The sequence below is a fragment of the Streptomyces adustus genome (assembly GCF_009377175.1).
In the GTDB taxonomy this organism is placed as follows: domain Bacteria; phylum Actinomycetota; class Actinomycetes; order Streptomycetales; family Streptomycetaceae; genus Streptomyces; species Streptomyces adustus.
Window position 1 is genome coordinate 1 of the sequence record NZ_VJZD01000488.1, and the last position, 2,709, is coordinate 2,709.

The window sequence follows — 2,709 nt, forward strand, 5'->3', positions numbered from 1 at the left end:
GGGGAAGGGGATGCCGGGCTCGGTGGTCTGGGTGGGTCGCCTCATGGGGCTCTCCGGATGGGTGTGGGCGGTCAGGCGTGGTCGTCGGTGTCGCGTGCGCGCTTGGGCTGCGTGTCGGAGGCGAACCTGCCGAGGCGGGCCTCGGTCGGATGCGCGGTGATCCAGCTCTCTGCACAGGTCTTGTGGGCGGGCTCGCCGTGGTGGGAGCGCATCGGCGTGGGCCTGGCGCATAGCGCGCACGGCCGGTCGTGCCGGTGGTCGAAGTGGCGGCCGTCGCGCCAGTCCAGGAGAGCGCCGGGTGCTGGGATCTCACCCGGCTCCCATACCAACGTCTTGCGGGCCCGCGCGGTCATGCGAGGGGCAGGTGGGTGCCGGGGCGGCCGGGGCGGCGCCCGTGGACCGAGGGCGTGTAGGCGTCGTGGCGGGTGGCCACGTATCCGGCCGGCTGCTCGCGGGTCTTGACGCGGTACATGGCCATGTCCGCGCCGCGCAGGAGCCGGGCAGCTCCGGCCGCATCGGGCAGGTCGGCAGCCACATCGGCGGCGCGGGCGGTGCCGATGGACACGGCCGGGTGCAGGGTCTGCCCGTCGTGGTCGACGGGCTGTGCCAGCAGCTCGCGCAGCCCGGCGAGCTCCTGGTTGGTCGCGGTCGGGGGCAGCAGCAGGACCGCGCCGAATTCGTCGCCTCCCAGGCGTGCGGCGAGTCCGCCGCGGGCGGCGGCCCATGCCCCGAGGCGGTGGCCGATGGTGGCGATGAGGGTGTCGCCGGCGGCGTGCCCGAGGGTGTCGTTGACGCTCTTCAGTCCGTCGGCGTCGGCAATCATGACGTGCAGCTGCTCGCGGCAGGTGCGGGCGAGCCGGCCGGTGCGGGCCATGAGGGCGTCGCGGCCGGGCAGGCCGGTCAGGGGGTCGCGGCGGGCGGTGTCGAGCTGGCGGCGCACGCGCAGGTCGTCGGCCGCGAGGGCGGCCAGGGCGAGCGGCACGGCGGCCGCGGCGATGACGAGTGTGCGGGACGGCTGCCGTAAGGCGCCGGGTGCAGGCATGATGGCTCCTGTTCTCGCCCCTGCGGGGCGGGCATGAGGAAGGCGCACCCCGGTTGCTTGCAGGCTTTTGGGGGTGCGCCTTTCGTTTTGATCATTTGTGTGGCGGGGGTGTCATTCGCCGGTCGTCTCGCGGCTCCAGGGCACGTAGCCGACGGCGCTGGCGACGTAGTCCCGGTCCATGAGGGAGCCGGCGCCGTCGATCCGGTCGCGCAGCCTGTCCATCTGCGCCCACGCCCGCCTCAGCTGCTGAGCGAGCCACGCGGTATCGGCGGGGACGGCGGCGATGAACTCCCCGAGCATCAGCCGCGCGTCGCCGCTGGTACCGAGGATGGCGATGGGCCGGCCGTCGGCGTCCTCGATCAGACCGGCGTCGCCATCGCGCTGCCGCCAGCCCTCGGGTACGGCCTTCAGGCGGGTCTCGATGGCGGTCAGGTGATCGGTGTCGTGGCGGGCTGCGGTCAGGTATGCGTCGGCCCGACAGACCTCTTCCTGCGTGAACTGCTCGGCAATGCGCTGCTCTGCATCGGAGAACCTGGCGTGGTGCAGAACCTCTTGGGCGAGCTGCCAGTCCGTCCGGCCGGGAAGGGCGCTGGTTTCGCGGAAGGTCATCCCGCGCTCCCGGCGGTCACCACGGCGGTGGTGCGGACGGTGCCTGCGAGCAGCACGGCCATCTCGTGGCCGTGGTCGACGACGTCCTCCAGGCACTGGATGAGCGCCGGGGGCAGGCCGCGGTTGCGGGCGCCGGTCAGGACGCCTTCCAGGTAGACGACGTCGGCCAGGACGCGACCGCGGACGTCCAGGACACCGGGCTGCACCGCGAGGGCGTCGTCGTGCTTGGCGGTGGCGAGAGCGGCGTGGTCGGGGGCCTGGCGGTAGGCGGTCTCGGCCTGCTCGCTGAGCAGGGTGTCGACCTGGGTGGTGTCGGTGTAGGTGCGGCGCCAGCCGAGGCGTGCGGCAGCGGCGTCGACCAGGAGACGGGTGAGGGGCACGGTGACCTCCACAAGAGGGTCGATCGCTCGGTCTGGGTGACCGGCGGACACTGCGCGTCCACGGCCGCCGACGCGGGTGGCGGTCGTGGACGCACGGTGAATGCCGGTCAGCTCTCGGCCCGGTTCGGGGCGGTGGGCACGCTGGCGCAGTCGAGCAGGGCGCCGTGGTGCACCGATTGGCCGTGGGTGGGCCGCAGCTCGGTGAGGACCTCCATGAGCATGTCCTCGGAGTCGAGCGTGATGTCCGTGTAGCCGTGGCCGCAGGTGCACGGCACGATCAGCGTGAGCACGTCGATCGCACCGTCGCCCTCGGTGCTGCGCATGGTGTGGTGCAGCCACAGCCCGCCACCGAGTAAGACGATCGCGCTCGGCTCCAGTCCGCCGTCACGGACGGCCGGGTAGCCCTGCCACAGATCGGCCTCCACCGTCAGGTGCAGGGTGTCGGCGTACGCGGTGAACAGGTGGTAGGCGGCGGCAGTGGCCGCCGTCTCGCGCTGGTCGTCGTCGCTCTCGTACGGCACCAGCGCGAACAGGCGCTCCAGCGGCGTGTGGTCGAGCGGAAGGGCGGTCATGGTTCCTCCAGGGGTAAGGCAGGGGGCGCCGCCCGGGTCGGTGGCGCCGGGGCGGGATGGTCAGGCCGCCAGGTGGTGCCCGGCGGCCTGCGGGGCGGTGTAGGTG

General features: G+C 73.1%; 5 protein-coding genes. All 5 read right to left on the reverse strand.

Features of this window, described 5'->3' with window-relative positions:
- Positions 1–71 precede the first annotated feature (71 nt).
- The 5 genes from FNH09_RS45935 to FNH09_RS45955 all read right to left on the reverse strand — a co-directional run bounded on the left by FNH09_RS45935 (position 72) and on the right by FNH09_RS45955 (position 2,603).
- Positions 72–353, reverse strand: coding sequence for a hypothetical protein (locus tag FNH09_RS45935; RefSeq protein WP_152895802.1), 282 nt, complete (start codon positions 351–353; stop codon positions 72–74).
- Positions 350–1,042: a GGDEF domain-containing protein gene (locus FNH09_RS45940; RefSeq protein WP_152895803.1), complete on the reverse strand. Its 693-nt coding sequence runs from the start codon at positions 1,040–1,042 to the stop codon at positions 350–352. Before FNH09_RS45940 ends, FNH09_RS45935 begins: the two co-directional genes overlap by 4 nt.
- 111 nt (positions 1,043–1,153) lie before the next feature.
- Complete coding sequence (locus FNH09_RS45945; RefSeq protein WP_152895804.1) at positions 1,154–1,651, reverse strand: hypothetical protein; 498 nt, start codon at positions 1,649–1,651, stop codon at positions 1,154–1,156.
- Complete coding sequence (locus tag FNH09_RS45950) at positions 1,648–2,031, reverse strand: hypothetical protein (protein WP_162470107.1); 384 nt, start codon at positions 2,029–2,031, stop codon at positions 1,648–1,650. The genes FNH09_RS45945 and FNH09_RS45950 overlap by 4 nt, the downstream gene beginning before the upstream one ends.
- A gap of 107 nt (positions 2,032–2,138) precedes the next feature.
- Positions 2,139–2,603: a hypothetical protein gene (locus tag FNH09_RS45955; protein ID WP_152895805.1), complete on the reverse strand. Its 465-nt coding sequence runs from the start codon at positions 2,601–2,603 to the stop codon at positions 2,139–2,141.
- Between the last annotated feature and the right edge of the window lie 106 nt (positions 2,604–2,709).

Excerpts from the sequence above, each read along its gene's own strand:
- FNH09_RS45940 (WP_152895803.1), bottom strand. The coding sequence starts at position 1,042 with ATGCCTGCACCCGGCGCCTTACGGCAGCCGTCCCGCACACTCGTCATC.
- FNH09_RS45955 (WP_152895805.1), bottom strand. The coding sequence starts at position 2,603 with ATGACCGCCCTTCCGCTCGACCACACGCCGCTGGAGCGCCTGTTCGCG.
- FNH09_RS45935 (WP_152895802.1), bottom strand. The coding sequence starts at position 353 with ATGACCGCGCGGGCCCGCAAGACGTTGGTATGGGAGCCGGGTGAGATC.
- FNH09_RS45945 (WP_152895804.1), bottom strand. The coding sequence starts at position 1,651 with ATGACCTTCCGCGAAACCAGCGCCCTTCCCGGCCGGACGGACTGGCAG.